The 25,844-nt window shown below is 63.7% G+C and carries 25 protein-coding genes; 10 read left to right on the forward strand and 15 right to left on the reverse strand.

Annotation, left to right across the window (positions count from 1 at the left end):
• Nucleotides 1-63 precede the first annotated feature (63 nt).
• Nucleotides 64-567, forward strand: a complete 504-nt coding sequence (locus JOH52_RS05585) for an SH3 domain-containing protein (RefSeq protein ID WP_227692134.1) — start codon at nt 64-66, stop codon at nt 565-567.
• A gap of 20 nt (nt 568-587) precedes the next feature.
• Here the strand turns inward: JOH52_RS05585 and JOH52_RS05590 are convergent, their stop codons facing one another.
• The 3 genes from JOH52_RS05590 to JOH52_RS05600 form a co-directional block, all read right to left on the reverse strand.
• Complete coding sequence (locus JOH52_RS05590; RefSeq protein WP_013844982.1) at nt 588-1,103, reverse strand: P-loop nucleotide/nucleoside kinase family protein; 516 nt, start codon at nt 1,101-1,103, stop codon at nt 588-590.
• Nucleotides 1,104-1,140: 37 nt separating this feature from the next.
• Complete coding sequence (locus tag JOH52_RS05595) at nt 1,141-2,133, reverse strand: adenosine kinase (RefSeq protein WP_010968402.1); 993 nt, start codon at nt 2,131-2,133, stop codon at nt 1,141-1,143.
• Nucleotides 2,134-2,273: 140 nt separating this feature from the next.
• Nucleotides 2,274-2,699 carry a VOC family protein gene (locus JOH52_RS05600; protein ID WP_010968401.1) on the reverse strand — a complete coding sequence of 142 codons (426 nt, stop codon included), beginning with the start codon at nt 2,697-2,699 and terminating at the stop codon, nt 2,274-2,276.
• A gap of 67 nt (nt 2,700-2,766) precedes the next feature.
• Between JOH52_RS05600 and JOH52_RS05605 the strand changes: the two genes are divergently transcribed.
• Nucleotides 2,767-3,360, forward strand: a complete 594-nt coding sequence (locus tag JOH52_RS05605; protein WP_010968400.1) for a TetR/AcrR family transcriptional regulator — start codon at nt 2,767-2,769, stop codon at nt 3,358-3,360.
• Nucleotides 3,361-3,436: 76 nt separating this feature from the next.
• Here JOH52_RS05605 and nth read toward each other — a convergent pair whose 3' ends face one another.
• Entirely contained in the window at nt 3,437-4,228 is a 792-nt protein-coding gene (gene nth / locus JOH52_RS05610; RefSeq protein ID WP_010968399.1) for an endonuclease III, read from the reverse strand.
• 22 nt (nt 4,229-4,250) lie between these two features.
• Here nth and JOH52_RS05615 point away from each other — a divergent pair, with 22 nt between their 5' ends.
• Together JOH52_RS05615 and JOH52_RS05620 are read left to right on the forward strand one after the other, a co-directional pair.
• Complete coding sequence (locus JOH52_RS05615) at nt 4,251-4,748, forward strand: DUF2244 domain-containing protein (protein ID WP_010968398.1); 498 nt, start codon at nt 4,251-4,253, stop codon at nt 4,746-4,748.
• Nucleotides 4,749-4,824: 76 nt separating this feature from the next.
• Nucleotides 4,825-5,697 (forward strand): methylated-DNA--[protein]-cysteine S-methyltransferase, encoded by an 873-nt coding sequence (locus JOH52_RS05620; RefSeq protein WP_003531939.1) that lies wholly within the window; start codon nt 4,825-4,827, stop codon nt 5,695-5,697.
• 425 nt (nt 5,698-6,122) lie between these two features.
• Here JOH52_RS05620 and JOH52_RS05625 read toward each other — a convergent pair whose 3' ends face one another.
• The 6 genes from JOH52_RS05625 to mepA all read right to left on the reverse strand — a co-directional run bounded on the left by JOH52_RS05625 (nt 6,123) and on the right by mepA (nt 12,188).
• Nucleotides 6,123-6,758 (reverse strand): 2,3-bisphosphoglycerate-dependent phosphoglycerate mutase, encoded by a 636-nt coding sequence (locus JOH52_RS05625; RefSeq protein WP_017266295.1) that lies wholly within the window; start codon nt 6,756-6,758, stop codon nt 6,123-6,125.
• Nucleotides 6,759-6,788: 30 nt separating this feature from the next.
• Entirely contained in the window at nt 6,789-7,607 is an 819-nt protein-coding gene (dapB, locus tag JOH52_RS05630) for a 4-hydroxy-tetrahydrodipicolinate reductase (protein ID WP_010968395.1), read from the reverse strand.
• A 17-nt stretch (nt 7,608-7,624) separates the two neighbouring features.
• Complete coding sequence (locus JOH52_RS05635) at nt 7,625-9,430, reverse strand: ABC transporter ATP-binding protein (RefSeq protein ID WP_010968394.1); 1,806 nt, start codon at nt 9,428-9,430, stop codon at nt 7,625-7,627.
• Nucleotides 9,431-9,538: 108 nt separating this feature from the next.
• Nucleotides 9,539-10,558 (reverse strand): glucokinase, encoded by a 1,020-nt coding sequence (locus tag JOH52_RS05640; RefSeq protein WP_013844980.1) that lies wholly within the window; start codon nt 10,556-10,558, stop codon nt 9,539-9,541.
• A 61-nt stretch (nt 10,559-10,619) separates the two neighbouring features.
• Complete coding sequence (locus JOH52_RS05645) at nt 10,620-11,000, reverse strand: methylglyoxal synthase (protein WP_003531955.1); 381 nt, start codon at nt 10,998-11,000, stop codon at nt 10,620-10,622.
• A 120-nt stretch (nt 11,001-11,120) separates the two neighbouring features.
• A complete protein-coding gene (mepA, locus tag JOH52_RS05650; RefSeq protein ID WP_010968392.1) occupies nt 11,121-12,188 on the reverse strand; it encodes a penicillin-insensitive murein endopeptidase in 1,068 nt (355 codons plus the stop codon).
• Nucleotides 12,189-12,479: 291 nt separating this feature from the next.
• Between mepA and JOH52_RS05655 the strand changes: the two genes are divergently transcribed.
• The 5 genes from JOH52_RS05655 (at nt 12,480) to JOH52_RS05675 (ending at nt 19,342) form a co-directional block, all read left to right on the forward strand.
• A complete protein-coding gene (locus tag JOH52_RS05655; RefSeq protein WP_003531957.1) occupies nt 12,480-14,339 on the forward strand; it encodes an extracellular solute-binding protein in 1,860 nt (619 codons plus the stop codon).
• Between the two features lie 180 nt (nt 14,340-14,519).
• Nucleotides 14,520-15,602 (forward strand): microcin C ABC transporter permease YejB, encoded by a 1,083-nt coding sequence (locus tag JOH52_RS05660; RefSeq protein WP_003531958.1) that lies wholly within the window; start codon nt 14,520-14,522, stop codon nt 15,600-15,602.
• Complete coding sequence (locus tag JOH52_RS05665) at nt 15,602-16,735, forward strand: ABC transporter permease (protein WP_003531959.1); 1,134 nt, start codon at nt 15,602-15,604, stop codon at nt 16,733-16,735. The genes JOH52_RS05660 and JOH52_RS05665 overlap by 1 nt, the downstream gene beginning before the upstream one ends.
• Before the next feature lie 8 nt (nt 16,736-16,743).
• Complete coding sequence (locus JOH52_RS05670; protein WP_010968391.1) at nt 16,744-18,372, forward strand: ABC transporter ATP-binding protein; 1,629 nt, start codon at nt 16,744-16,746, stop codon at nt 18,370-18,372.
• 10 nt (nt 18,373-18,382) lie between these two features.
• Entirely contained in the window at nt 18,383-19,342 is a 960-nt protein-coding gene (locus JOH52_RS05675; RefSeq protein WP_010968390.1) for a 2-hydroxyacid dehydrogenase, read from the forward strand.
• A gap of 236 nt (nt 19,343-19,578) precedes the next feature.
• Here JOH52_RS05675 and JOH52_RS05680 read toward each other — a convergent pair whose 3' ends face one another.
• The 3 genes from JOH52_RS05680 to JOH52_RS05690 form a co-directional block, all read right to left on the reverse strand.
• Nucleotides 19,579-20,433 carry a C40 family peptidase gene (locus JOH52_RS05680; RefSeq protein WP_010968389.1) on the reverse strand — a complete coding sequence of 285 codons (855 nt, stop codon included), beginning with the start codon at nt 20,431-20,433 and terminating at the stop codon, nt 19,579-19,581.
• Nucleotides 20,434-20,441: 8 nt separating this feature from the next.
• Nucleotides 20,442-20,786 carry a MarR family transcriptional regulator gene (locus tag JOH52_RS05685; RefSeq protein ID WP_003537743.1) on the reverse strand — a complete coding sequence of 115 codons (345 nt, stop codon included), beginning with the start codon at nt 20,784-20,786 and terminating at the stop codon, nt 20,442-20,444.
• Nucleotides 20,787-20,873: 87 nt separating this feature from the next.
• On the reverse strand, nt 20,874-22,265 hold the full coding sequence (locus JOH52_RS05690) for a leucyl aminopeptidase (RefSeq protein WP_013844979.1): 1,392 nt from the start codon (nt 22,263-22,265) through the stop codon (nt 20,874-20,876).
• Between the two features lie 130 nt (nt 22,266-22,395).
• Between JOH52_RS05690 and JOH52_RS05695 the strand changes: the two genes are divergently transcribed.
• Entirely contained in the window at nt 22,396-23,205 is an 810-nt protein-coding gene (locus tag JOH52_RS05695; protein ID WP_010968387.1) for a tetratricopeptide repeat protein, read from the forward strand.
• A 256-nt stretch (nt 23,206-23,461) separates the two neighbouring features.
• On the opposite strand, the gene JOH52_RS05700 is transcribed toward JOH52_RS05695, so the two are convergent.
• Nucleotides 23,462-24,625, reverse strand: coding sequence for an IS4-like element ISRm16 family transposase (locus JOH52_RS05700; RefSeq protein ID WP_003537933.1), 1,164 nt, complete (start codon nt 24,623-24,625; stop codon nt 23,462-23,464).
• Nucleotides 24,626-24,853: 228 nt separating this feature from the next.
• Nucleotides 24,854-25,837, reverse strand: a complete 984-nt coding sequence (locus JOH52_RS05705; protein ID WP_010968386.1) for a type II secretion system F family protein — start codon at nt 25,835-25,837, stop codon at nt 24,854-24,856.
• Between the last annotated feature and the right edge of the window lie 7 nt (nt 25,838-25,844).

Here is a 25,844-nt window from a genome sequence, read left to right on the forward strand (position 1 = left end):
GCTTACGTTCGGAAGATGAGCTTCGTCATGCGTCACTTCATTTCACGAGTTTCCACCCTCACGATGGCAGCCTTGCTCGGAGTGGTCTTGACGGCCGGCACCGCCCAGGCGCAGGCGGCGAAGGGGCCGAGCGGCCTTCCCCTCCCCCGCTTCGTCAGCCTGAAGGCGAAAAGCGTGAACTTGAGAATCGGTCCGAGCGTCGACTATGCCGTCGCCTTCCGCTATCTCAAATCCGGCGTGCCTGTCGAGATCATCCAGGAATATGACAATTGGCGCCGTATCCGCGACGCCGACGGAACCGAGGGCTGGGTCAACCAGGCGCTTCTGTCCGGCGACCGCACGGCGCTGGCGGCCCCGTGGATGCGCAGCAAGGGAGAGGGTGTGTTCGTCAACATGCGGCGCGATCCGCAGGGGACGGCGTCGATCGTCGCGCGCGTCGAACCAGGCGTCATGCTGCACATCGGCGAATGCAACGGCGACTGGTGCCACGCCGAAACTCAAGGGGTCGAAGGCTGGATTGCCCAGAGCGAGATCTGGGGAGCCTATCCCGGCGAGGCCTTCAAGTAAGCGTTTCGGGCGGGACGGCGTCAGCTCCCTGGTTTTTGGCGTTCGAGCTTGGAAATAAGATCGGCGACGAGCTCGTCGGGGTTCTTCTTCGCGGTGTCGATGACGAGGGGTCGCGATCCCCAATCTTCGTAAACGCGATCGGTGATCTCTTCCCAGGTCGGTTTCGTCAGACCCGGTACGTCGGAAAGCCGGGTTTCCGCGCGGCGGCGATGTTCCGCCTTGTCCGAGCAGACGACCTCCAACTCGACGGCCGGCGCCGCCGACCGGTCTGCTACCGCGAGCCAGGCGGCTCGCGTCACACCCAGGCCATTGACGGAATCCGCGATGACGGTGTGGCCGAGCGTGAGGTTGTCTTCAGCCACCCCGTAGGCCGTTACATATCCTGCGGCGCCGACGACGGAACCCGGTACGCCCGAAGCCCGAATGCATTGCTCGATCGTATCGACGCGCACATGCACCGCGCGTAATCGCTTCGCCAAAGCGCGAGCAATCGTCGTCTTCCCGGATCCGGGCAAGCCTCCCAAGATGATGAGCATCAACGCGTGCTTTCCATTCGTCGCTCGGACGAGAGCCTCAGACGAGAGCTGCCTGGCGGGCGGCGGTTGCAAGCGAGACCAGCGGCCGCGGGCCGATCTGGCCAATGACGATACCGGCGGCCAGATTGCCGAGCTTGCTGCACTCCTCGAGCGAGCGGCCGCTGGTATACCCGAAGAGGAAACCGGCGGCATAGAGATCGCCGGCGCCGGTGGTGTCGACCACCTGCTCCAGAACGCTCGCACCGACGCGTACGCGCTCAGCGCCGCGCACGACGACGGAGCCTTCCTCGCTCAGCGTGACCGCCGCAAGCTTGCAGTCCCTGGCCAGCAGCTCGAGCGCGCGATCGAAGTCCTCGGTCTCGTAAAGCGCGAGCGCCTCCTGACGGTTGGCGAAGACGATATCGACCGTGCCCGAGCGCATGAGCTCGAGAAACTCGCTCCGGTAGCGATGCACGCAGAAACTGTCGGACAGCGTCATCGCCGTTTCCCGCCCATGGGCATGGGCGATGCGCGCCGCTTCGCGGATCGCATCCTTGGCGCGTGGCGGGTCCCAAAGATAGCCTTCGAAATAGGTAACCTTCGACTGGGCGACGACGTCGTCCTCGACATCCTCCGGGCCGAGCTCGACGCAGGCGCCGAGATAGGTGTTCATCGAGCGCTCGCCGTCCTCGGTCACGAAGATCATCGAGCGGGCCGTCGGGGGATGGCCGTCGAGCGGCTTCGTCTGGAAATGGACGCCCTGTGCGCGGATGTCATGGGTGAAGATTTCGCCGAGCTGGTCGTCGGCGACCTTGCCGAAATAGGCGGCGCGGCCGCCGAGGCTCGCGACGCCTGCCGCCGTATTGCCGGCGCTGCCGCCGGAGGCTTCGACTGCCGGTCCCATTCTCGAATAGAGCAACTCGGCGCGATCGGCATTGATGAGGTTCATCGCGCCCTTGATGATGCCGTTTTCTTCGAGAAAGCTGTCATCGCAGCGCGCAATGATATCGACGATCGCGTTGCCGATCGTCAGAACGTCGTATTTTGCCATGAACTCCGTCCGGGTTTCCTTAGTGACCGGTGTTCGTTAATAGCGGTTTTCCGGCCATTTGGAAGACGCAACAGCGTTATGCGTCTTTTCAAATGCAGTAAGGCTCCCGCATGCAGCGGAAATTCCGGGGATGCCGACGATCACGTCGGCAACGCCTTTGCGTCATAGGCGGCGGCGAACTCGGCGCTCGGCGGGATCGGCTTGATGATGTCGATCATCACGCCGTTCGGATCGGCCGTGATGAAATGACGCTGGCCGAAGTCTTCGTCGCAGATCGGCTTGAGGATGGGCAGGCCCGCTTCACGCATCTGGGTATAGAGCCGATCGGGATCTTCCACCTCGAAATTCAGGAGCAGGCCCTGCACCGGCGCCCGGTGCCGTTCGGGCACCGTCTCATGACGGTAATCGAGGACCGCGAGCGTCACATGTTCGTTCTCGGTCGACTGGAGGTGCATGTACCAATCGCTTACGAAAAGCGCCTCGAAGCTTAGATGCCTGACGTAGAAGTCCGCCGTCTGCCGAACGTCCTGCGTCATGATCACCGGATAATAGCTTGTGGATTTCATCCTTTCCCTCCGTTGTTCGATCACATACAATCTGCATGTATCCTTCAATAACATACAGGCTGCATGTATGCAACAGAGAGAAACAAGACGCTCCAACCGGGAGCGCTCCGATGCAACCCGCACGGCGATCCTCGATGCCGCACGCACGCTCTTCGTCTCCAGGGGCTACGCCGAAACCGCGACGCCGGACATCGTTGCCGCAGCCGGGCTCACGCGCGGCGCGCTCTATCATCACTTCGAGGACAAGAAGGCGCTGTTTCGGGCGATCGTAGAAAGGGAAGCACGCGAGGTCGCGGCGATGATCGAGCAATTGGCCGGTGCTCCCCTCCCACCCCGCGAGGCACTGCTTGCAGGAGCGGCGGCCTATTTCGACGCCATGGCCGTTCCGGGCAGGGTACGCCTGCTGTTGCTCGACGGGCCGGCCGTGCTGGGCGTCACCGAAATGGCGGCTCTCGACGCCGCCCATGGCGGCAGAACGCTGGAGGAAGGCCTCGCCGCCGCCATGGCTCCGCACCGCCTGGAGGAGAAGACGGTCAAGGCGATGGCATTCCTGTTGTCCGCCGCCTTCGACCGCGCTGCGCTCGAGATCGATGCGGGCGCTGCACGGGCCGACTATGCTTACGCCATCGACAGGCTGATCGACCGCCTGATCGCTCAATGAGGAAAGTGATTGCGAGCGGATGAGGAAAAGTGTGTGCGGTTTTCCGCCCGTGATTTTAGGTCGACCCGACCTGAAATCATCGTGATCTGGCGGCGACGGAGATCGCCTGCGGCGGCAATTCCACGAGCGGGGCCGGGATATCGCAGGTCTTTTCCGGCGATTTGCAGAGGTCCGCTATCACGCAGCGCTCGCATTCCGGCCGGCGCGCCTTGCAGACATAGCGGCCGTGCAGGATCAGCCAGTGATGGGCATGGAACAGATAGTGCTCGGGGATCACCCGCAGGAGGTGCGCCTCCACCTCGTCCGGCGTCTTGCCCGGCGCAAGACGGATACGGTTGGCGATGCGGAAGATATGGGTGTCGACGGCCATTGTCGGCTGGCCGAAGGCCATCGAGAGCACGACGTTCGCGGTCTTTCGCCCGACGCCGGGCAGCGTCACGAGCTCCTCGCGCGTGCGCGGCACCTCGCCGCCGAAGTCGGCGATCAGCTTCTCGGAGAGGGCGATCACGTTTTTCGCCTTGTTGCGGTAGAGGCCGATCGTCTTGATATAGTCGCGGACCCGTTCCTCGCCGAGCGCGAGCATCTTCTCCGGCGTATCGGCGACAGCGAAGAGCTGCCGGGTCGCCTTGTTGACGCCGGCATCCGTCGCCTGCGCCGAGAGGGCCACCGCCACGACGAGCGTGAACGGATTGACGTGCTCGAGCTCGCCCTTCGGCTCCGGACGCTGCACCGAAAAGCGGCGGAAGATTTCCTCGACTTCCGCCGTGCGGTAGGCACTGCGTGGCCCCGTGCGGCCTCCCGTGCGGCGCGTTGTCGCTTTCGCAGGCTTTGGCTCTTGTGGTGGCGATTTGAGCTTCACGTTTTTCATGCTGCATCTATAGTCAAGGGTCATGATCAAAGGCAACGCCGCGCCAAACATCGATGACGAGCCGATCTTTGCGGCCGAACTCACCCCCTACCGCTCGCTGGGATACAGGGGCTTCAAGATTTTACTGATGATCGCCGGCATCATGAGCCTGATGCACATCGTCGTGTTTCTGGTCATCGGCGCCTGGCCGATCGTCTTTTTCTTCGGCCTCGATTTGATCCTGCTCTTCGGTGCCTTCTGGCTCAACTACCACGCTGCGCGGGCCCGCGAGGAGATCAGCGTTTCGCGCACCGACGTTTCGGTCAGGAAGTTCGCGCCGTCGGGGAGGATGATCGAACACCGCTTCAACACCTTCTGGGCGCGCTTCAGCATCAAGCGCCATCAGGAGATCGGCATCGTGTCGATGAAGATCAGTGGCGGCGGCCGGCAGACCGATATCGGCTCCTTCCTCAACCGCGACGACCGCGAAACCTTCGCCGCCGCCTTCGCACGGGCGCTGGCGACCGCCAGGTCGCGCTGAGCCGGCCGGCCGACCGACAAGAATCGGGTGGTTATAGGATCGCCCGCATGATTATCTGTGGCACAAGGAGATGATCATGAACGTCGTTACATCCATTCCCACCGACATCACCCCGGAAGGCACCGACTACGACACGGTCCGGCGTGTGATCGCGATGCTGACCGAAGATTATCGCGAGCAGCCGTCGCTCGAGTCGCTCGCCCGGCGCCTCGGCCAGTCGCCGACGCAGCTCCAGAAGGTCTTCACCCGTTGGGCCGGGCTTTCGCCGAAGGCCTTCCTGCAGGCGGTCACCCTCGATCACGCCAAGCGCCTCCTGCGCCAGGAGGACATGCCGTTGCTCGAGACCAGCATCGAGGTCGGTCTTTCAGGTCCGAGCCGGCTGCACGATCTCTTCGTCACCCATGAGGCCATGTCGCCCGGCGAGTGGAAGGCGCGCGGCGCCGGCCTCACCATCCGCTACGGCTTTCACCCCTCGCCCTTCGGTACGGCCCTGGTGATGGTGACCGATCGCGGCCTCGCCGGCCTTGCCTTCGCCGATTCGGGCGAGGAGCGCGCGAGCTTCGAAGACATGGCCGCCCGTTGGCCGAACGCCACCTATGTCGAGGACAGCGCGGCGACGGCGCGCTATGCGGCACGCATTTTCGACCCCGACCGCTGGTGCGCGGAAGAGCCGCTCCGGATTTTCCTGATCGGTTCGGATTTTCAGATCCGCGTATGGCAGACCCTGCTGCAGATTCCGCTCGGCAAGGCCACGACCTATTCCAGGATCGCCGAAAACCTCGGCCAGCCGACGGCCTCGCGTGCGGTCGGCGCCGCGGTCGGGCGCAACCCGATCTCCTTCGTCGTGCCCTGCCATCGTGCACTCGGCAAGACCGGCGATCTCACCGGCTATCACTGGGGATTGACGCGCAAGCGCGCGATCCTCGGCTGGGAGGCGGGGAAGGCTTGAGGGGTTGCCCTACAGCGCCGCGCGTCTTATCAGACGCGCAAGGGTCGCTGTAGCACTTTGATCTGCTGCATGTTTCCTTTAATCGTATACGATTAAAGGAAACATGCAGTAGATTGCCCCTCATCCGCCTGCCGGCACCTTCTCCCCGCAAGCGGGGCGAAGGGACAAGCGGCGCCGACTGAACCTCGCATTCACCGCCGGCTCAAGGGAGCGAGCGGGCGCGGCATATCCCTTCTCCCCGCCTGCGGGGAGAAGGTGGCGGCAGCCGGTTGAGGGGCAATCCCTTCCCTCGAACCCACCAGGTCTGCAAACGGCAAATCTCGAGGATGACGACCGAGGGAGGTTGAGGCGGTTGGGTTCCCGAGGGATCCCGGGATCCATTCATCAGCAGTATCCGCCGCACCAGCCCGCAAGAGGTGTGTGCCTCAATGCGCCCCGGACATATCCCCTAGCACTTCCTTCGAAGCGACGGTCGAATCCGCGTTCAGCTTGTAGACCATCGGCACTCCGGTCGCGAGGTTGAGCTTGAGGATCTGCTCCTTGGTCAGCTTGTCCAGCACCATGACGAGGGAGCGCAGCGAGTTGCCATGGGCGGCGGCGAGCACCTTCTCGCCCGAAAGCACGCGCGGCAGGATGTCGGTCAGGTAATAGGGCCAGACGCGCGCGCCGGTGTCGCGCAGGCTCTCGCCGCCGGGCGGCGGCACGTCGTAGGAGCGGCGCCAGATATGGACCTGCTCTTCGCCCCATTTCGCCCGCGCATCGTCCTTGTTGAGACCGGAGAGGTCGCCGTAGTCGCGCTCGTTCAGGGCCTGATCGCGGATCGTTTCGAGCGACGACTGGCCGACGGCGTCGAGGACGAGCTGGCAGGTACGCTGGGCCCGGATGAGGACGGAGGTGAAGGCGATGTCGAATTTGATGCCGTAATCGGCAAGCGCCTTGCCGCCGGCCTTTGCCTCCTCGATGCCGAGTTCGGTGAGGTCGGGATCGCGCCAGCCGGTGAAGAGGTTCTTCAGGTTCCAGTCGCTCTGGCCGTGCCGGACAAGGACGAGGGTGCCGCTCATTTCGATTTCCTCTTTGTGAATTATCGGATGTCAGTCGAGCCCGAGAACGTCGAGCATGGAGTAGAAGCCTGGCTTCCGGCTCCGCCCCCAGAGGGCGGCAGCGACGGCGCCGCGGGCGAAGATGGAGCGGTCGGTCGCACTGTGCGAAAGGGTGACCATTTCACCCTCTCCGGCAATCACAACCGAGTGCTCGCCGATGACGGAGCCGCCGCGGAGCGTCGCAAAGCCGATTGACCCTTCGGGCCGCGCACCGGTGTGGCCGTCGCGGACCCGCACGGAGTGATCCGCAAGATCGATGCCGCGCCCCCTGGCCGCCGCTTCGCCGAGAAGCAGCGCCGTGCCCGAGGGCGCATCGACCTTGTGTTTGTGGTGCATTTCGAGGATCTCTATGTCCCACCCCCCGGCCGGAAGCGCACGCGCCGCCTTTTCCGTGAGCACGCCGAGCAGGTTGACGCCAAGGCTCATATTGCCCGACTTGATGACGCGGGCGTGACGGGCGGCGGCGCGGATCCTCGCCTCGTCATCCGCCGAGCAGCCGGTCGTGCCGACGACGTGCACGATGCGCGCCTGCGCCGCAAGGCCGGCGAATTCCACCGTGGCGGCGGGCGCCGTGAAATCGAGGACGCCTTCGGCCTCGACGAAGGCTTCGAGCGGCTTGTCGGTAACGGCGACCCCCATCGGGCCGGCACCGGCAAGCTCGCCGGCATCGCGGCCGATAAACGGCGAGCCGGTCCGCTCGATCGCGGCATGAAGGCGCACGCCGGCGGTCTCGTGAATGATCCGGATCAATGTCTGGCCCATACGGCCGGCCGCGCCGACCACAACGAGCTTCATGTCCGTTTCGTTCATCGTGCAATTCCCTTGTGCTACAGGATCTGTGCCTCGGCGACCGTATCCGCTCCGCTGCCCTGGAGATTGTGGAGGCGAGCGTAAAGACCGTCCGGACGCCGCGCAAGCTCCTCATGGGAGCCTTCCTCGACGACGATGCCTTCCTTCATGACGACGATCTTGTCGGCATTCACGACGGTGGAGAGCCTGTGCGCGATGACGATCACGGTGCGGCCGCTCATCGCCTCTTCGAGTGCCTTCTGAACGGCGGCTTCCGACTCGGTGTCGAGCGCCGAAGTCGCCTCGTCCAGAAGCAGGACGGGCGCGTTGCGGACGAGTGCGCGGGCAATCGACAGGCGCTGACGCTGGCCGCCGGAAAGCGTCACGCCATGCTCGCCGACGGGCGTGTCATAGCCCTGCGGCTGCGCCAGGATGAAATCATGCGCGTAGGCCAGCCGCGCCGCTTCCTCGATCTCGGCATCGGTCGCATCGGGCCGGCCGTAGCGGATGTTGTCGCGGATCGAGCCTTCGAAGAGATAGGGCTGCTGCGAGACATAGGCGAGGCCGGCACGAAGCGATTGCTTGGTGACGCCGGCGATATTCTGGCCGTCGATCAGTATCTCGCCGGACAGCGGATCGTAGAAGCGCGGGATCAGGCTGATGATCGTCGACTTGCCGGCGCCCGAGGGGCCGACGAGCGCGGTGGTCTTGCCGCCCTCCGCGCGGAAGCTGACGCCTTTGAGGATCTCCTCGCCGGTGCCATAGGCGAAGCGCACGTCGCGCAATTCGACGGTCGCCTCGCCGAGCCTCAGCTCGGTGGCGTCCGGACGGTCGCGCTGGTGCGGCACCGTGTCGAGAATCTCGTAGATCATGCGGGCATTGACGGCCGCGCGCTCCATCGAAACCTGCAGGCGCGCGAGACGCCGAGCCGGATCATAGGCCATGAGCAGGGCGGTAACGAAGGCGAAGAACGCCCCGGGCGGCACGTTGTGATAGATCGTGCGGAAGGCCGCATAGGCAAGCACGCTCGAGATCGCCAGTCCCGCGAAGGTCTCGGTCATCGGCGCCGTGCGCTCGCTGAGGCGCGCGATGCGGTTTGCCCGGTTCTCGGCACGATCGATGATAGACTCAACCTTGCGCCGCAATTCGTTCTCCATCGTGAAGGCCTTGACGATGGTGATGCCCTGGATCGTCTCCTGCATGGCGCCGAGAACCCGGCTGTTGACCTCGACGGCCTCGCGCGTCGCCAGGCGCAGGCGCCTCGAAATGTAGCGGAGCCCGAGGAGCAATGGCGGTGCGACGAAGAAGACGATCAACGACAGGAGCCAGTCCTTGCTGAACATGACCACGACCAGGCCGATCAGTGTCAGGAGGTCGCGGGCGATAGACGTGACCGTCATGTTGAGCACGTCGCGGATGCCGCTGACGTTCTGGCTGACTTTGGCGGCGAGCTGGGCCGAGCGGTGCTCGTGGAAATAGCCGACGCTGAGCGCCATCAGATGCGCATAAAGCCGGCGCTGATAGCGCGCCACGATGTTGTTGCCGATCTTGGAAAGGGCGACCGCCTGCCCGTAGGTCGCAAGCCCCCTGAGGACGAAGGCGGCGAAGATCGCACCGCAGATCAGGAGCACGATGTCGGCGCGCCTGTTGGCGAAAGCCTCGTTGACGACCGCCTCCATGATCCAGGCGGTGAAGCCGGTCGTCGCCGCCACCACGACAAGGCATGCGATTGCGAAAGCATAGCCGCGGATGTGGTCGCGGCCGTTTTCGGCGATGACGCGCTTGAGGATTCCCGTGATCGTCTCGGAATCGACTGCGCGCTTGTTTCTATCCTTGGCGTTCAATAAGCCCGTCTTCCCTGAGCCCGCTCGCGTACCGCACCCCGGCATCGCTTTCGGGGGCTCTATAGTGCTTTGCTGCCGTTTTGGCGAGTCTCTGCGCCGGCCGCAGCGTCACCTTCTCCAACGGCGTCCCTCCATTGCAACACCGAAGTCCCTCGGCGTGCGGGCAAAGGCCGCGAGGCCGGAGAGCGCCGCCATGGGGTGAATGACGGCGAAGGTCGGAATCGTCCGCATCAATGCCGAATGAGGCGCCTTGTCCTCGAAGGCCGCGCGAAATTCGGGCTTCGTCAGTGCCGGCAGTATCTTCTGCGAAATGCCGCCGGCAAGGAATACGCCGCCGCGCGCCATGAAGATCAGCGCCATGTCGCCGGCAACGCGCCCGAGATAGGTCGCAAAGAGCGACACGGTTTCGACCGCCGCCGCATCGGCGCCGGAGAGCGCGCTCGTCGTCACTGCCGCCTGATCCGCAAGAACCGCTTCCTCGCCATTGGCGGCGCAGACAGCGCGATAGAGATTCATGATGCCGCGGCCGCACAGGATCTGCTCGCCGGCCATGCGTCCCTCGATCGGTTCGAGGAAGGGCCAGATCCGGAAGTCGCGCTCCGTCCGGGGACCTATATCGACATGACCGCCCTCGCCGGGCACGGGTATCCAGGTATGCTGCGCATAGACCAGTCCGGCGACGCCCAGACCGGTTCCCGGGCCGAGCACGACGCGCGAATGGAAGGGCCGGACGGCTCCGCCGCCGATCTGAACGACATCCTGATCGGCCGGCGCGGCGATGGCGAGCGCCTGGGCCTCGAAGTCGTTGATGACCAGCACATCCTCCAGCCCGAGGCTCGCCAGCATGTCCTTCGGACGAATCACCCAGCCGGCATTCGTCAGCGGTATCTCGTCGCCCTTGATCGGCCCGGCCACGGCGAGGATCGCCGAGCGCGGCTGGACGGAGGTCTTGTCGAGGATGCCTTTCTGCATCGCCTCCTCGATCGTGGCGAAATCGCCCGTTCTGATCGGGGCCAACTGCTTCGGTTCGCCGTAGGCGTCGGTGAGCAGTGCGAAGCGGGCATTGGTGCCGCCGATGTCGCCGATCAGGATCGGAAAGGGAAAGCTGTGTTCACTCGCATTGGGCATGGAAGAAGTCCGTCCTGGTCGCGGTGTGAGTGTCGCGGCGTGAAGGTCCCGGGATTATGTATCAGTTGCGCCTGAAGTCGATCAACTGCTCGGCAGTCGCGCGGTTGAGCGCCATCGGGATGTCATAGACGATCGCCAGGCGCATCAGTGCCTTGACATCGACGTCGTGCGGCATGGCCGTCAACGGATCGACGAAGAAGATCAGGCAGTCCACGTCGCCCGTGGCGATCAGCGCGCCTATCTGCTGGTCGCCGCCGAGCGGACCGCTCTTCAACCGGACGATGTCGAGCGCCGGACACACGTCGAGAACACGGCCGCCGGTGGTCCCCGTGGCGACGATCTTCCACTTGGACAGGACCGCCTCGTTCGCCTTTGCAAAAGCCGCGAGGTCATCCTTCTTCTGATCATGGGCGATCAGGGCGAGACATTTCCGATCTGCCATGCGAGAGCCCCCTCGGCGAAAGTACATGGAGCGGTTGGGCGGCTCGATTGGCGCGCGCAAACGAACCGTTTAAATCGATTTGAAGGGCCTATACATGAGCACCGTGAATTTGCAAAGGCGCTATTGCAGCCCGGGCCGCGGCGAGGGTACCGGAATGTTTGCGAGCGGCGCTTCGCCGGCCGCCTCGATCACGGCCTCTATGCTGGTCGCGGCAGCGGGAATTGCGGCAGGGGCGCGATAGGCGGTGCCGTAGGTAGCCTCCTGTTCGGAAGCGGGTGCGGGGCCGTTCAGCACCAGCGCGCAGGCCTTCGGCAGATCGGCAAGCTTCGCGAATTTCGGCTTCGGCGGCTTCGCTCCGGGTTTCTGCTTCGGCTTTGCCCAGGGCTCGTCCGTGAACCACCAGGCGAGCGACTTGTCGCAGCCGTCACCCGCCGGAACCACGGCCTGGTCCTTGCAGCCCTTGGAACCTGGAGGGCATTTGATCCGGATGTGGAAATGATAGTCGTGGCCGTAGATCGGCCGGACCTTGCCGAGTGCGGCGCGGTCGCCGCGCCAGGTGTCGCAGAGCTTCTTCTTGATGGCGGGATTGACGAAGACCCGTTCGACCTGCGGATAGCTCGCCGCCATCATGATCAGCCGGGCGTGAGAGGGTGTCCAGATGGAGGGATCGACCGTCAGGAACTTGCTCTTGTCGAGCATGGACGTCGCGGAAATCGTCTCGCGTTCCTGGTAGCTCAGCGTTCTTTGCGGCATCGGCGTCAGCCAGATATCGGCATCGAGCCCGATCTGATGCGAAGCGTGACCCGAAAGCATCGGACCGCCGCGCGGCTGCGAGATATCGCCGAGCAGAAGGCCGGGCCAGCCGATCTTCTCGACGGCATCGTGGGAGAAGCGCTCGATCAGCGCGATCATCGCGGGATGCCCCCAGCGGCGGTTTCGCGAGAGGCGCATCGCCTGCCATGTCGGGCCGTCGGTGGGGATGGCGACCCCACCGGCAAGGCAGCCCTTGGAGTAGAACCCGAACGAAGCCGGCGCCGCCTGCATCGGCAAGTCCTTGGCGCCGAAGAGCTCCTTGGCCGGGGGAGCGTCGTTCGCAGCCGCCTCGGCGGAGACGAGGCTCACCCCCATGATCAGAGCCAGGACGGTCGAACCGCAGCGCCGAAGCGCAGCACGCGCATCAAATTTCATTCCATTCCCCATGACCTTGCTTGCTGCATGTTTTCTTGCTCGTCCCGATCAAAGGACAAAACATGCAGCAACCTGAAGCGTTGCAGCGACCTCTGCGCGTCTGACGGGACGCGCGGCGCCCTCAGTCCGCTGCCCTCTCCTATCCTGATTCGCCGCGGTTGCAGCAGCCTTGCGACTCACCGGGATGTGACCGAAGAATTTCGCCTGATTTTGGGCAAGTCCTGTCAATTGCCCTGATTTCGCCTATGTTCGTTAAAAAGAACATTGAGACAAAAAAGGGGTACCGGCCGGATGCCAAACTTCTGCAGGACCGTGAAGCCTGGCCTCGCGGCCTCGCTTCTGACAGCAGCGCTTCTCCTCCTTCCTCCTGCGTCCAATGCCGAGGAACAACCCGTCTGGCACCACGCTACGTCGTCGATCGGAGAACCCAAATACAAGGACGGCTTCGCGCGCTTCGATTACGTCAACCCGGATGCTCCAAAGGGCGGAGAACTGCGGCTCTCGGAGAGCGGGACGTTCGACTCGTTCAACCCGATCCTCGCCAAGGGCGAGGTGGCGACGGGCGTTTCTTCGCTGGTCTTCGAAACACTCCTGAAATCCGCCGAGGACGAGATCACCACCTCCTACGGCCTGCTCGCAGAGGGCATCTCATATCCGGACGATATTTCCTCCGCCACTTTTCGCCTGCGGGCAGAGGCCAAGTGGGCAGACGGCAAACCGGTGACGCCGGAGGATGTCGTCTTCTCCTTCGATATGGTGAAAGAGCACAATCCGCTTTTTTCCAACTACTACCGCCACGTGATTTCGGCGGAAAAGACAGGCGAGCGCGACGTCACCTTCCGTTTCGACGAGAAGAATAACCACGAACTGCCGAACATTCTCGGCCAGTTTCCGATCCTGCCGAAGCACTGGTGGGAAGGGCAGGACGCCAAGGGCAGCAAGCGCGATATCAGCCGCACGACGCTGGAGCCGGTCATGGGCTCCGGCCCCTATAAGATCGCCTCGTTCCAAGCGGGCGGCTCGATCCGCTTCGAATTGCGGGACGACTATTGGGGCAAGGATCTCAACGTGAATGTCGGCCGATATAATTTCCGCACCATCAATTACGCCTTCTTCAGCGACAGGAGCGTGCAGTTCGAGGCCTTCCGTGCCGGCAATGTCGATTTCTATCAGGACAACAGCGCAAGCCATTGGGCCACGGCCTACGACTTTCCGGCAATGAAGGACGGCCGGGTTATCCGAGAGGAAATCGAAAACCCGCTGCGTGCTACCGGCATAATGCAGGCCTTCGTGCCCAATATGCGCCGCGAAAAATTCAAGGACCAGCGGGTGCGCCAGGCGTTGAACTATGCCTTCGACTTCGAGGATCTGAATCGCAGCCTCGCACACAATGCGTTTCAGCGCGTCGACAGTTATTTCTGGGGCACGGAGCTTGCCTCCTCCGGCTTGCCCGAAGGGCGCGAGAAAGAAATCCTTGAAGAACTGAAAGACAAGGTTCCTGCCGCCGTTTTCACCACGCCCTACAAGAACCCTGTCAACGGCGATCCGCAAAAGGTGCGCGACAACTTGCGCAAGGCGCTCGCACTCTTCAAGGAGGCGGGTTACGAACTGAAGGGCAGCCGATTGGTGAACGCGAAGACCGGCGAGCCGTTCAGCTTCGAGATCCTTCTGTCCAATCCTACCTTCGAGCGTACGGTCACACCGTTCGTGAACAGCGTGAGGAAGATCGGGATAGATGCTCGCATCCGCACCGTCGACGACTCGCAATACACCAACCGCGTCAGAAGTTATGACTATGACATGATCTACGGCATCTGGGCGCAAACGCTCGTGCCCGGCAACGAACAGAGCGACTATTGGGGTTCGGCCTCAGTCAACCAGCCGGGATCAAGGAACTATGCCGGCATCGCTGATCCGGCGATCGACGAACTTATCCGGAGAATTGTCTTCGCGCCGAACCGCGAAGAGCTGGTCGCGACGACACGGGCTCTCGACCGCGTCCTTCTCGCGCATCACTACGTCGTGCCGCTCTTCTACTCGAAGGCCTTGCGCGTTGCCTACTGGAACCACCTGGCCCGCCCGAAGGAGCTTCCCTATTACGGGATGGATTTCCCGGATGCGTGGTGGTCGAAAAACACGGCTGCAAAATGAAGCTCTTGCGCTCAGGCGCTCTCTCGATTCCAAATGCGGGAAACGAATCACGAAACACGAACGGCTCCGCAGAGGCCGCAGCCGCTGGGAGATGCAGGATTTGAGGCACATTAGAGCAATTCCAGTCGACGCTGCGCCGGTCTGCTTCGCCAGCAATTCGTCGATCCAGAGGTTCGCCTGATGGGTGCCTATATCCTGCGCCGGCTCCTGCTGATGATCCCGACGATCGTCGGCATCATGGCGATCTCCTTCGCCGTCGTGCAGTTTGCGCCGGGCGGGCCGGTGGAACAGGTGATCTCCGACCTCACCAACGCGGCAGGCTCTGACAGGCTTTCCGGCAATGCCGGCGACCTCATGCCTGTCGGCGGTGGCGACGGCGGGCAGTATCGCGGGGCGCAAGGGCTCGATCCCGATTTCATCGCCAAGCTCGAGAAACAGTTCGGCTTCGACAAGCCGCCGCTCGAGCGCTTCGTCACCATGATGTGGGACTATATGCGCTTCGACTTCGGCGAGAGCTTCTTCCGCAATACGCCGGTCATCGACCTCATCATCCAGAAAATGCCGGTTTCGATCTCGCTCGGGGTCTGGATCCTCATATTTTCCTATGCCATCTCGATCCCGCTCGGCATCAAGAAAGCGGTCTCCGACGGTTCGACCTTCGACGTCTGGACCTCGGGCGTCATCATCGTCGGCTATGCGGTGCCGAGTTTCCTCTTCGGCATTCTCCTGATCGTGCTTTTTGCCGGCGGATCCTTCTTCGACTGGTTCCCCTTGCGCGGCCTGGTCTCGGACAATTTCGACCAGCTTTCCTGGTACGAGAAGATAATCGATTATTTCTGGCACATGACGCTGCCGCTGATCACGCTTCTGCTCTCCGCCTTCGCGACCACCACGCTGCTCACGAAGAATTCCTTCATCGACGAGATCAAGAAGCAATATGTGACGACGGCGCGGGCCAAGGGTCTGACCGAGCGGCGCGTTCTCTACGGACACGTGTTCCGCAACGCGATGCTGATCATCATTGCGGGCTTTCCCGGCGCCTTCATCTCCGCCTTCTTCACCGGGTCGCTGCTCATCGAATACATCTTCTCGCTCGATGGGCTGGGGCGGCTCGGCTACGACGCGGTCGTCAAGCGCGACTATCCGATCGTCTTCGCGACCCTCTTCATCTACTCGCTGATGGGGCTTGTCGTGAGCCTCGTCTCCGACCTCATCTATACCTGGGTCGACCCGCGCATCGATTTCGAGCGGAGGGACGTCTGATGAGCACCGCTACCGCCTATGCCGGCGCGCCGGAAAAGGGCTGGCTCACGCCGATCGGGCGCCGCCGCTGGCAGAACTTCAAGGCCAACCGCCGCGGCTACTGGTCCCTCTGGCTCTTCCTCCTCCTCTTCGGCCTCAGCCTGTTTGCCGAGTTCATCGCCAACGACAAGCCGATCCTCGCCTCCTATAAGGGCGAGATCCTGGTCCCGGTGCTGTTCGATTATCCGGAAGAGAAATTCGGCGGCTTCCTCGCCGAAACCGACTATCGCTCCGACTTCATCCGCGACGAGATCGGGGCGAACGGCTGGATGATCTGGCCGCCGATCCGCTATTCCTACCAGACGGTCAACTCCAGCATCCCCCATTCGGCGCCCACGCCTCCCTTCTGGCTGATGAGCGAGGAGGAGCGCTGCTCCGCCTACCCGCAAGGGGCCGACGACCCCGGATGCATAGCCGGCAACCTGAACTGGCTCGGTACCGACGACCAGGCGCGCGACGTGATGGCGCGGATGATCTACGGGTTTCGCATCTCGGTCCTTTTCGGTCTCGCGCTGACAATCGCCTCGGCGGTCATCGGCGTTTCGGCCGGTGCCGTGCAGGGCTATTTCGGCGGCTGGACGGATCTGCTCATGCAGCGTTTCATCGAGATCTGGTCGTCGATGCCGGTGCTCTACATCCTGCTCATCATCGCCGCCATCCTGCCGCCGGGCTTCTTCATCCTGCTCGGCATCATGCTGCTCTTTTCCTGGGTCGGCTTCGTCGGCGTCGTCAGGGCCGAATTCCTGCGCGCCCGCAATTTCGAATATGTCAACGCGGCGCGCGCGCTCGGCGTCGGCAACGGCACCATCATGTACCGGCACCTGCTGCCGAACGCGATGGTGGCGACGCTCACCTTCCTGCCCTTCATTCTTTCGGGCTCGATCACCACGCTGACCTCGCTCGACTTTCTCGGCTTCGGCATGCCTCCTGGTTCCCCGTCGCTCGGCGAGATGATCGCGCAGGGCAAGTCCAACCTGCAGGCGCCCTGGCTGGGGCTGACCGCCTTCTTCGCCATGTCGATCATGCTGTCGCTTTTGATCTTCGTCGGCGAAGCGACGCGCGACGCCTTCGACCCGAGAAAGACGTTCCGGTGAGCGCGACGATGACAGATACCCTCCTCTCCGTGCGCGACCTCTCCGTCGCCTTTCACCAGGGCGGCGAAACGTCGCTTGCGGTCGACCGCATCTCCTTCGACATCAAGCGCGGCGAGACCGTGGCGCTAGTCGGGGAGTCCGGTTCGGGCAAATCGGTCTCCGCCAACTCGATCCTGAAGCTCCTGCCCTACCCCGCCGCAAGCCATCCGAGCGGCGAAATCCTCTTCAACGGGAAGGACCTCCTGAAGGCGAGCGACGACGAGCTCAGGCATGTTCGCGGCAACGACGTCACGATGATTTTCCAGGAGCCGATGACGTCGCTCAATCCGTTGCACACGATCGAGCAGCAGATCGGCGAAATCCTGGAGATCCATCAGGACCTCAAGGGTGCGGCCGCCCGCGCGAGAACGCTGGAGCTCCTGGAACAGGTCGGCATCCGCGAGGCGGAAAAGCGCCTCGGGGCCTACCCGCATCAGCTCTCGGGCGGCCAGCGCCAGCGCGTAATGATAGCCATGGCGCTTGCCAACCGTCCGGAGCTCCTGATCGCCGACGAGCCGACCACGGCGCTCGACGTCACGGTGCAGGCGCAGATCCTCGAGCTTTTGAAGTCGCTCAAGGACGAGCACGGCATGTCCATGCTGTTCATCACCCACGACCTCGGCATCGTCCGCAAGATCGCCGATCGGGTCTGCGTGATGACAAAGGGCAAGATCGTCGAGACCGGGCCGACCGCCGAGATCTTCGCCAATCCGCAGCACGCCTATACCCGCCACCTGCTTGCCTCCGAGCCGCGGGGCGAACCGCCGCCCTCGGATGCCTCGAGGCCGATCGTGATCGAAGCCAAGGACATGAAGGTCTGGTTTCCCATCAAGGCGGGCTTCCTGCGCCGGGTGGTCGACCACGTCAAGGCGGTGGACGGCATCGACCTGACGCTCCGCGCCGGTCAGACGCTGGGCGTGGTCGGCGAGTCCGGTTCCGGCAAGACGACGCTTGGCCTTGCGCTGACGCGGCTGATCTCGTCCAAGGGCCGCATCGCCTTCGTCGGGGAAGACATCGACGCCTACAGTTTCCGCGAGATGCGGCCGCTCAGAAACCGGATGCAGGTGGTCTTCCAGGATCCTTACGGATCGCTGAGCCCGCGCATGTCGATCGCCGACATTATCGGCGAGGGTTTGAAGATCCACGAGAAGGCGCTGACGGACGGCGAGCGCGACCAGCGCGTCGCCGCAGCACTGGAAGAGGTCGGCCTCGATCCCGCCACGCGCTGGCGCTATCCGCACGAATTTTCCGGCGGTCAGCGCCAGCGCATCGCGATCGCCCGGGCGATGGTGCTGAAGCCCCAGTTCGTCATGCTCGACGAGCCGACCTCCGCCCTCGACATGAGCGTGCAGGCCCAGGTGGTCGATCTCCTGCGCGATCTCCAGCGCAAGCACAATCTCGCCTATCTCTTTATCAGCCATGATCTCAGGGTCGTGCGCGCGCTCGCCAACGAGGTGATCGTCATGCGGCTCGGCAAGGTCGTGGAACAGGGACCCGCCGAGCGCATCTTCGAGGCACCGACGGAAGACTATACCAAGGCGCTGATGGCCGCCGCTTTCAACCTCGAAGCGGTCAATCTCGCCGCCGTTCATCAGTAGAGTTTCTCCCATGCCCGCCAAGAGCCCCGTGATCGTCGACCTGAAATTCATTCCCGAGGAGGTCGAAGCCGCGCTTGCGGGCGCCTTTCCCGGCCGCGAGGTGATCGATCTCGCCGACCCGGCGCATCAGGAGCGTGACCTATCCGGCATCGACTATGCGGTGGTCTGGAAATCCGCGCCCGACCTCTTCTCCCGCGCACCCGACCTCAAGGTGGTCTTTTCCGGCGGCGCCGGCGTCGACCACGTGCTGACGCTGCCGGGCCTGCCCGACGTGCCGCTGGTGCGCTTCGTCGACCGGACCCTGACGACAAGGATGAGCGAGTGGGTGATGATGCAGTGCCTCCTGCATCTTCGCCAGCACCGCGCCTACGAGGCGCTGGCAAAGAAGCACGAATGGCGCGACCTCAGCCAGCCGGAAGCAGCCGACGTGACCGTCGGCATCATGGGCATGGGCGTGCTTGGCCAGGACGCCGCCCGTAAGCTCGCCGCGATGGGCTTCAAGGTGATCGGCTGGTCGCGAAGCAAGCGGGTGATCGAGGGTGTTGAGACCTACGACGCCGCCGGACTGGATGCATTTCTCGGCAGGACGGATTTTCTCGTCGGCCTGCTGCCGCTGACGCCGGATACCAGGGGTATCTTCAACGCCGCTCTCTTCGCCAAGCTCAGCCGGAACGGGCCGTTCGGCGCGCCCGTTTTCATCAATGCCGGTCGAGGCGGCAGCCAGGTCGAGGCCGACATCCTGGAGTGCCTCGATTCGGGTGTCCTGGGAGGCGCCTCGCTCGATGTCTTCGAACGGGAGCCGCTCTCCCCGGAAAGCCGCTTCTGGGACATGCCGAACGTCTATGTGACGCCGCATGTCGCCGCCTCGTCCGACGTCAGGGCGCTCTTCGTGCATGTGGAGCACCAGATCGCGCGCTTCGAGAGCGGGCTGCCCCTGGAGCATGTAGTGGATAAGGTAGCCGGCTATTGATTAGGCGCGCAGCGATCGCCGCTCACCCTAACCTTCTCCCCGCGCGCGGGGACGACCGCCCCTCACCCTAACCCTCTCCCCGCATGCGGGGAGAGGGGACGTACGCCACGGCGCGCCTGCGTGTGGAGATGGTGCGAAGGCGAACCCGCGATTCCCTTCTCCCCGCATGCGGGGAGAAGGTGCCGGCAGGCGGATGAGGGGCGGCTGCGGCTCAAGAAAGCCGCAAAATCCGGGGATCAAGGCCGCCGGTACCCCGTCGGCTGCGCATACAGCCAGCCGATGCGCCGGATGGCGTCTTCTAGGCCTTCGCGCGCCACCGTCATCGTGTGTCCGTTGGCATGCAGCAGGGTCTTCTCGTCCTCCATGATCGCCACATGGCCCTTCCAGAAGACGAGGTCGCCGCGCGTGAGTTCCTCGCGCTCGATGGCGCGGCCGAGGCCGCTTGCCTGCATGTCGGAATCGCGCGGCGCGTTGCGTCCGGCCATCTGCATCGCGAGCTGCACGAGGCCGGAACAGTCTATGCCGAAGCCGGAGCGGCCGCCCCAGAGATAAGGCGTTTCAAGAAAGCGGGCCGCGATTGCGACATAGTCTTCCGTGAGCGCGCCGGCTGCGGGAATGCAATGATCGGCGACGATCGCCAGCCCGCCATCCAGCAGAAAATAGCGCGTGCCGCGCGTCTCGGCCTCGCCGACGACGGCAATCCGGCTTCCCATGGAAAGGGCAAAGGCCTGGGGAAAGCGCAGATCCGCGCCGCGATAGACGAATGTCCGCGGCACCGCCACGAGGTGCGTCGCCGGCGCTTGCGGGGGCTGCACGACATTCTCCGGTACGTAGCCGACATAGCCGTCGAGGTCGGACCTGACCCACGCCCATCCGTCGGCGACGTCGAGCACGCGCACCGTCTCGCCATAGAGAAGCTCCGTATCCGTGCCGCAGCCGGCCTCCGGCCTCGCCCGCAGCGGCGTCACCGGAACGGATACGGCCGCCGGCGTTCCTTCAACGAAGCGCTTTGCCTCGACGAGACCGCGCAGACGTGCCTCGGCGATATCCTCGCGATAGGCATTGAGTCGGCGGTCGAGGACTTCTGGCATGGATAAGCTCACATTTTCCGGCCCTGATTGATGATCAAATCGCCGAATTTTTCAAGATAAAGCGCGCCTTCGACGGTGCGCTTTATGATGACGTTGCGCCTGTCGCGCTCGTCGCGGATCCGGTCGACCAGGCCGAGCGCACCCATGGTGTCGAGCGCGCGCGTGATCACCGGCTTCGTCACGCCGAGCGACGCTGCGAGGCCGCGCACCGTATGGGGCGGCGGCACGAGGTAGATCTGTAACAGGATCGCCATCTGGCGCAAGGTCAGATCGCGGCTGTCGACGCGCACCTGTTCGAGCGACACGGCATGCCAGAGCCCCAGCGCCTGAGAAGGGGTAAGTTCGACCGGCAAAGGAAACTCCTGCGTGGATCACTGGTCCGGGAGCATAGCCGGCGACCGTTACGCAAGCGTTTCTTTGCAGCTCGATTGCGCGAATAGCTACCCCGCGATCCTCCCGATGTGATGATAAAGCGCCCGGATCGCCTGAGCTTCACCGCCGATCGGCGAATGCGGGCGCTCGGACTGCGCCCAGCCGAAGATGTCGAAATGGACCCAGCTTTTCGCGTTCGTGACGAAACGCTTGAGGAACAGCGCCGCCGTGATCGAACCGGCCATGCCGCCGGACGGGGCGTTGGTGAGATCGGCGATGCGGGCGGAAACATCCTTGTCGTAGCCCCTGTAGAGCGGCATCCGCCAGACCGGATCGTCCACCGTCAGGCTCGCCTCGGCGAGATCGCGGGCGAGGTCATCGTCATCGGTGAAGAAGGGCGGCAGGTCCGGGCCCAGCGCCACACGGGCGGCGCCCGTCAGGGTCGCCATGTCGACGACGAGGTCCGTCTTCTCCTCGTCCGCATAGGCGAGCGCATCGGCGAGGATCAGCCGTCCCTCCGCGTCGGTGTTGTCGATCTGAACCGTCAGGCCCTTGCGGCTCTTGTAGATGTCGCCGGGACGGAAGGCATTCGCCGAGATCGAGTTCTCGACCACAGGAACGATGACGCGCAGGTCCACCTTGAGCTTCGCATCCATGATCATCAGCGCGAGCCCCATGACGTTGGCAGCGCCGCCCATGTCCTTCTTCATGAGCAGCATCGACGCGGCCGGCTTGATGTCCAGCCCTCCGGTATCGAAGCAGACGCCCTTGCCGACGAGCGTCACCTTGCGGTGACCCTTCCTGCCCCAGCGCATTTCAAGAAGCCGCGGCGCTTCGGCGCTGGCGCGGCCGACCGTGTGAACGAGCGGGAAGTTCTCGGTCAGCAGCGCTTCGCCGGAGATGACCGATACGTCGGCCTTGTAATGGGCGGCCAGCGCCCGGAATGCGGCCTCCAGCGCTTCCGGTCCCATATCGTTGGTCGGCGTGTTGATGAGGTCGCGCGCCAGGAACACGCCGGCGAGCTGCCGCTTGATATCGGTCGCATCCGAATCGGCCGGAATGAGCAGCGTCGGCGCGTCCGTCTTCGCCGATTTGTAGCGCTCGAAACGGTAGGAACCGAGGCCGTAGCCGAGAGCCAGCCGATTGGCGGTGAGCGGCGCCGTCTCGATATGCCATTTGCCGGCCGGAAGCGCCCGGGCGAGCTTGCCGGTCAGGAAAGGCGCGTCGGACGGATTGGCACCGAGCCCGAAAAGCGCGCCGCCGAGATGACCATCGGCCGAGGGGATGAGCAGCACCGCGCCGGATTCCGCCTTGAAGCCGGCTTTCTTCGCCCAATCGAGCGCGATCGGATCGATGCTCCCCGTTTCGATATGCGCCGGCGTCACCGCAAAGATAGGCAGCGTCTTGCCGTTGCTGGTGTTGAACGGCGATTGCCGCTCGATGAATTGAAAGGGGGCCATGGGAATCCTCGACTGGCGGATACGAACAGGTGCGATTAACGCTCCGTTAGGGTTAACAGATTATTGCTGGAGTGAAAGTTGCGCCGCTTTTGTCTGGAGTTCCGGTGCAGGACTGGATGCTGGGGCTTCGATGACGATGCAAGACAATTTCTCCTTCTCTTTGCGCCGGCTCGCAACGGGGGTTGCCGTTGCGATGGTGGCGCTGTCGCTCTCCGCCTGCGCCGGACAACAGGGCAGGAAGGAACTGACGACCGGATCCATCCCGAAGCTCACGAGGCCGGTGCAGTCGATGAACGCGACTGAACTGGCGGCCGCCGCCGAACGCATCGGCCAGGCCTATGAGCGCAATCCGAAGGATCGGGAAGCCGGCCTCAACTACGCCAATCTCCTGCGCATGACGGGCCGCAACGAACAGGCGCTTGCCGTCATGCAGCAGGTGGCGATCTACCATCCGGCGGACCGCGAGGTGCTCGGAGCCTACGGCAAGGCCCAGGCCGCAGCCGGTCAGCTGGAACAGGCGCTCGCAACGATCAGCCGCGCACAGACGCCGGACCGGCCCGACTGGAAGCTGAAATCCGCGGAAGGCGCCATTCTCGACCAGCTCGGCCGTTCCGCCGAGGCACGGCTGCGCTATCGCGAGGCTCTGGACCTCAAGCCCAACGAGCCTTCGGTCCTCTCCAATCTCGGCATGTCCTATCTGCTGACGAAGGATTTGCGGACCGCCGAGACCTACCTCAAATCCGCGGCGAGCCAACCGGATGCCGGCAGCAGCGTGCGCCAGAACCTCGCGCTTGCCGTCGGCCTGCAGGGCCGCTTCCAGGAAGCGGAAACCATCGCCGGCCAGGAACTGACATCCGAGCAGGCCGAGGCCAATGTCGCCTATCTGCGCTCCGTGCTGTCGCAGCAGGGCGCGTGGAAGCAGCTGGCGAAGGCGGATTGAAGGTTGATCGCCCGGCACTGCCACCCCGCGCCGGGCGGCGGCACCCGCCCCTCATCCCGCTGCCGCGACCTTCTCCCTGCAGGCGGGGAGAAGGGATATGCCGCCCTCTCTACAGCGCCGCGCGTCTTATCAGACGCGCAAAGGTCGCTGTAGCACTTTGATCTGCTGCATGTTTTTGTCCTTTAATCGGATAGGATTAAAGGAAACATGCGGTAGGTCCCCTCTCCCCGCCTGCGCAGGGCTGTCCGGGGAAAATTCATGCATAGCGGAAGACCATTTGGTTTGGGATGGTCCGGGGTTTTGGTCGGCTTGGATTGACCTGCGGCGGCTTGTGGATTTCGGCGATGCTTTTGCGCTGGAACAGGCACTGGGTGACGAGGTCGGTGAAGCGCAGGATCGGTAGAGGGACGCGGGCGAGGCGGGCGGCGATGCGCAACAGTGCATAGGCGATCATCGCCGCGAAGATCTGCAGGCGGATGGCGTTGTCGTTGTTGCCGAGGAACTTGCGGATCTTGAGGTGCTGTTTGATCCAGCGGAACAGAAGCTCGATCTGCCAGCGATCCTTATAGAGCTGGCCGATCTCGACGGCGGAGCGCTCGAGGTCGTTGGTCAGAAGCGTGATCGTATCGCCGTCCTGGCGCTTGACGATTACCCGGCGCAAGCCGATCGGCAGCTTGGAATCGCCCTTGCTGGCGAGGCTGACCTGGCTGTCTTCGAGGACCAGGAAGCCATCGCCTTGAGGTTGCTCAACGGGGCGTTCAGCGACCAAAGCCAGTCCCATGTTGGTCTTCGGCCGGGTGACGAAACTGGCGCCGGCTTCGGCGATCGCCGTCCACCAGCCGTAATGGCAGTAGCCCTTGTCGAAGACATAGGTTGCGCCCTTTTCGATGGTGATCGTGCGGCCGATCTGGGCGTCGTTGACGTTGGCGTCGGTGATGTCGAGGATGCCTGGACAATCGGCCTTGGGATCATAGACGACATGCAGCTTCATGCCGCGGATGCGGCCGTTCGACTTGGCCCAATCGTACAGCTTACCCAGCGGGATCGGGGTCGAATCGATCAGCCGCAGCATCTTGGTGCCCTCCCGGCGCGTCTGCCGGTCGAGCTGACCGGCCAGAAGCGCGAAGGTCTCGGCGAAGACGGCGACCGGGCGGCGGCGGTTGGCGTCCGACAGCGTCGAGCGCATCAGCCGGCCACTGCCGAGATGGTAATGATGCTGACTGTTGGCGTTGAAGCTCGCCTCCAACCCGCGCAGGCTGGTCGTGGCGCTCAACTGGGCATAGATCAGTGCCACCAGATGATCCCAGCTGGTAAAGCACTTGTCGTAGGCATCCCCGGCATGACGATCCACAATCGCCTGAAAGCTGCGGCGATCAATCGCTTTCAGCAGCTGGGCGAAAATGCTAGGGGTGAACCGCATGCTCCGTCTCCTTTTCTGAGTCTCGACAACCAGAAAATAGACGGAAAAACGCCGTCTGACGGGGCATGCGCCTGCGACATTTCGATTCACCCGGAACTTTCCCCGGACAGCCCTGCCGCTCGCGGGGAGAGGGCTAGTCCTCGGGTTAAACCCGAGGAGAGGGGCCAGCACAGCCGGCAAGAGGCGGCAATACCTTCAAGGGCGGGTAAACCACCCTCGCCTTTCACCCTAAAACTTGTCCGCCACCTGTATCCCCGCGGGGCCGAGGATGACGGCGACGAGGACCGGCAGGAAGAACAGGATCATCGGTACCGTCAGCTTCGGCGGCAGTGCGGCCGCCTTTTTCTCTGCGGCGGTCATCCGCTGGTCGCGGCTTTCCTGCGCCAGCACGCGCAGCGCCTGGGCGACGGGCGTGCCGTAGCGGTCGGCCTGGATCAGCGCCTGCGTCACCGATTTCACCTCGTCGAGGCCGGTGCGCAGGCCGAGATTTTCGAGCGCGATGCGCCTTTCGGGCAGGAAGGAGAGTTCCGCGGTCGTCAGCACCAGTTCCTCCGCCAGCGGCGGCGACTGCACGGCTATCTCGTCGGCGACGCGGCGCATGGCGAGCTCCATCGAGACGCCCGATTCGACGCAGATGAGCAGGAGATCGAGCGCATCCGGCCAGGCGCGGCGAATGGACTGCTGGCGCTTGGAGATCGCATTGGCGATGAAGATGTTCGGCGCGTAGAAGCCGACATAGGCAAATCCGATGGCGAAGGACACCCTGACCATGATCGGCTTGTCGGCGAAATTCCCGAGCACGAAAATATAGAGAACCGCAACGGTCAGAAACAGGAACGGCAGACAGAAGCGGGCGAAGAGGAAGGTGTTGAGCGCGTTTTGCGAGCGGTAGCCGGCCGTCTTCAGGCGGTTGACGGTGTTGTCGTCCACCAGAGCCTTTCTGAGGTTCAGCCGCTCGACGATCTCCCGGACGGAGGTGTTGTGCTGTGCCCTGAGGCTCGCCCTGCCGGTCGTCGCCTCGGCATTGAGCCGGGCGCGCTCGCGGGCGCGAATCTGCTCCCGTTCGGTGGCGACCGATTTCATCCGCTTCGCGAGATCTCCCCGCTCGAGCAAGGGCGCCACGAGCGAATAGAACGTGGCGAGCACGGCCATCGAGACGAGCGCCGCGACGAGGATGTTCGGATCGGTAAGCGTCTCTATCCAGCCGGCCACGGGATCC

This window comes from Sinorhizobium meliloti (assembly GCF_017876815.1).
Classification (GTDB): Bacteria; Pseudomonadota; Alphaproteobacteria; order Rhizobiales; family Rhizobiaceae; genus Sinorhizobium; species Sinorhizobium meliloti.

Bases quoted from the DNA above. Each gene is read 5' to 3' on its own strand.
- JOH52_RS05585 (WP_227692134.1), top strand. From the start codon at position 64: ATGGCAGCCTTGCTCGGAGTGGTCTTGACGGCCGGCACCGCCCAGGCG.
- JOH52_RS05590 (WP_013844982.1), bottom strand. From the start codon at position 1,103: ATGCTCATCATCTTGGGAGGCTTGCCCGGATCCGGGAAGACGACGATT.
- JOH52_RS05595 (WP_010968402.1), bottom strand. From the start codon at position 2,133: ATGGCAAAATACGACGTTCTGACGATCGGCAACGCGATCGTCGATATC.
- JOH52_RS05600 (WP_010968401.1), bottom strand. From the start codon at position 2,699: ATGAAATCCACAAGCTATTATCCGGTGATCATGACGCAGGACGTTCGG.
- JOH52_RS05605 (WP_010968400.1), top strand. From the start codon at position 2,767: ATGCAACAGAGAGAAACAAGACGCTCCAACCGGGAGCGCTCCGATGCA.
- nth (WP_010968399.1), bottom strand. From the start codon at position 4,228: ATGAAAAACGTGAAGCTCAAATCGCCACCACAAGAGCCAAAGCCTGCG.
- JOH52_RS05615 (WP_010968398.1), top strand. From the start codon at position 4,251: ATGATCAAAGGCAACGCCGCGCCAAACATCGATGACGAGCCGATCTTT.
- JOH52_RS05620 (WP_003531939.1), top strand. From the start codon at position 4,825: ATGAACGTCGTTACATCCATTCCCACCGACATCACCCCGGAAGGCACC.
- JOH52_RS05625 (WP_017266295.1), bottom strand. From the start codon at position 6,758: ATGAGCGGCACCCTCGTCCTTGTCCGGCACGGCCAGAGCGACTGGAAC.
- dapB (WP_010968395.1), bottom strand. From the start codon at position 7,607: ATGAACGAAACGGACATGAAGCTCGTTGTGGTCGGCGCGGCCGGCCGT.
- JOH52_RS05640 (WP_013844980.1), bottom strand. From the start codon at position 10,558: ATGCCCAATGCGAGTGAACACAGCTTTCCCTTTCCGATCCTGATCGGC.
- JOH52_RS05645 (WP_003531955.1), bottom strand. From the start codon at position 11,000: ATGGCAGATCGGAAATGTCTCGCCCTGATCGCCCATGATCAGAAGAAG.
- mepA (WP_010968392.1), bottom strand. From the start codon at position 12,188: ATGAAATTTGATGCGCGTGCTGCGCTTCGGCGCTGCGGTTCGACCGTC.
- JOH52_RS05655 (WP_003531957.1), top strand. From the start codon at position 12,480: ATGCCAAACTTCTGCAGGACCGTGAAGCCTGGCCTCGCGGCCTCGCTT.
- JOH52_RS05660 (WP_003531958.1), top strand. From the start codon at position 14,520: ATGGGTGCCTATATCCTGCGCCGGCTCCTGCTGATGATCCCGACGATC.
- JOH52_RS05665 (WP_003531959.1), top strand. From the start codon at position 15,602: ATGAGCACCGCTACCGCCTATGCCGGCGCGCCGGAAAAGGGCTGGCTC.
- JOH52_RS05670 (WP_010968391.1), top strand. From the start codon at position 16,744: ATGACAGATACCCTCCTCTCCGTGCGCGACCTCTCCGTCGCCTTTCAC.
- JOH52_RS05675 (WP_010968390.1), top strand. From the start codon at position 18,383: ATGCCCGCCAAGAGCCCCGTGATCGTCGACCTGAAATTCATTCCCGAG.
- JOH52_RS05680 (WP_010968389.1), bottom strand. From the start codon at position 20,433: ATGCCAGAAGTCCTCGACCGCCGACTCAATGCCTATCGCGAGGATATC.
- JOH52_RS05690 (WP_013844979.1), bottom strand. From the start codon at position 22,265: ATGGCCCCCTTTCAATTCATCGAGCGGCAATCGCCGTTCAACACCAGC.
- JOH52_RS05695 (WP_010968387.1), top strand. From the start codon at position 22,396: ATGACGATGCAAGACAATTTCTCCTTCTCTTTGCGCCGGCTCGCAACG.
- JOH52_RS05700 (WP_003537933.1), bottom strand. From the start codon at position 24,625: ATGCGGTTCACCCCTAGCATTTTCGCCCAGCTGCTGAAAGCGATTGAT.